The organism is Algoriphagus boritolerans DSM 17298 = JCM 18970 (assembly GCF_900108085.1).
In the GTDB taxonomy this organism is placed as follows: domain Bacteria; phylum Bacteroidota; class Bacteroidia; order Cytophagales; family Cyclobacteriaceae; genus Algoriphagus; species Algoriphagus boritolerans.
Genome location: NZ_FNVR01000074.1, coordinates 1 through 1,376 on the forward strand (window position 1 = coordinate 1; position 1,376 = coordinate 1,376).

General features: G+C 34.2%; 2 protein-coding genes. Both read right to left on the bottom strand.

What is annotated here, in order from left to right:
* Positions 1-119: 119 nt before the first annotated feature.
* On the bottom strand, positions 120-491 hold the full coding sequence (locus C4S61_RS21600; protein WP_103926849.1) for a hypothetical protein: 372 nt from the start codon (positions 489-491) through the stop codon (positions 120-122).
* A gap of 12 nt (positions 492-503) precedes the next feature.
* Positions 504-1,376, bottom strand: an 873-nt coding sequence (locus tag C4S61_RS21990; protein ID WP_160111301.1) for a glycoside hydrolase family 19 protein, incomplete at its 5' end; no start/stop codon positions are given.

The following is a 1,376-nucleotide window of genomic DNA, read 5'->3' on the forward strand; positions in this document are numbered from 1 at the left end:
TTCCAAAAAGAATTTGAAGAAATTTTTAGACAAAAAAACTAACTGCTTATTTTATTATTCAAGCATGAAATAATCAGGTATAAAAAAACTCCAAGTGGTTCGACTTGGAGTTTATCTCTTCAAATCACTTTATTGAAAATCAGCATTCTACCAGTATCCGAATCAATTAGCACTAATACTTCTTCAGATAGGGTCTCCAAGTAATAACAAAATGAACCTAACTCCGCATCTGCTATTTTCAAATACATTTGGTTAGGAACATCTGTGGTTCCATCATTACACCGCTGTGAATGATTTAAAATTTGGTAAGTACTGGGTGTTCTGGGTGAAGCCTTCAACACCTCTCCATATTTTTCGATCAACTGCCCTGAAGCATTAAATTCCCATGTCAGCTTTGGATCCTTTTCATTAACCCAAACACCAATTATACTAGGCTGAAAACTATTATTTATAGATACAGACCAAAGAATTATCATTAATAAATATTTCATGTTTTTATAATTTTAACAAGTGATTAAATCAATAGCTATTTCAAACCAATTTTTTCTATCATCAAGACCAGCTTTAAAGCTACCGTTAATCCTTTTTGTAACTTTATCAACAGTTAACTCACTCACGCCTGAAATTTTATCTAAAACCCTGTCTTTAAAATACCACATAGCAGATAAAATGCCAATTTCAATGTTAGATTCTATGAGATCTGGATTTAAAAGAAAATCATGATCACTACTTATATAACTACTATAAAAATTTGTAAATCCAGAGTAATTATCCTTCCCTGTTAATTGAAACGCTCCTCTCCCTCGATATTTATATCCATCACCAGAAGACTCCGATCCATTACCATTTTTTTGTGAATAAACTAAATTCGCAAGTTTCTCTGGATTCCTTAAATAATCATTTGGATTTTTCTTATTTGGATCTGTCAATGAAAACTTGCTTGGAAAAACTTTTAATAAGCGTTCTGGAGTTGTATAATATAAGTTTTCTGAAAAACCTGCACTCGAAAACCCGTTTGTTTCATGTCCAGCTTGAGAAATAAAATGTGATACAACACTTTCATCAATAAGACCAAACTCTACCCCATAAGCGTTGATTAAATCTTTTAGAACACTTAAGATAGTTGGATCTCCAGCTGGAAAAATTTGGGATAATTCAGTTTCATCTATTTCACAATCTATTTCCGTTGGATTTTCTTCCTCCTCCTCACATTCCACAGTAACTCCTTCCAAATTTCCTTCCGGCATCTCACAATTCTCATTGGTATTTGGAGGTGTTCCTCCTCCACCTCCCCCTCCTCCAGAATCTCCCGGGGCAGCTGGGGAAAATACCAGTTCGCACTCCACACTTCCTAGAGTAGTTCCAATATTAATCGG

Excerpts from the sequence above, each read along its gene's own strand:
- C4S61_RS21600 (WP_103926849.1), bottom strand. The coding sequence starts at position 491 with ATGAAATATTTATTAATGATAATTCTTTGGTCTGTATCTATAAATAAT.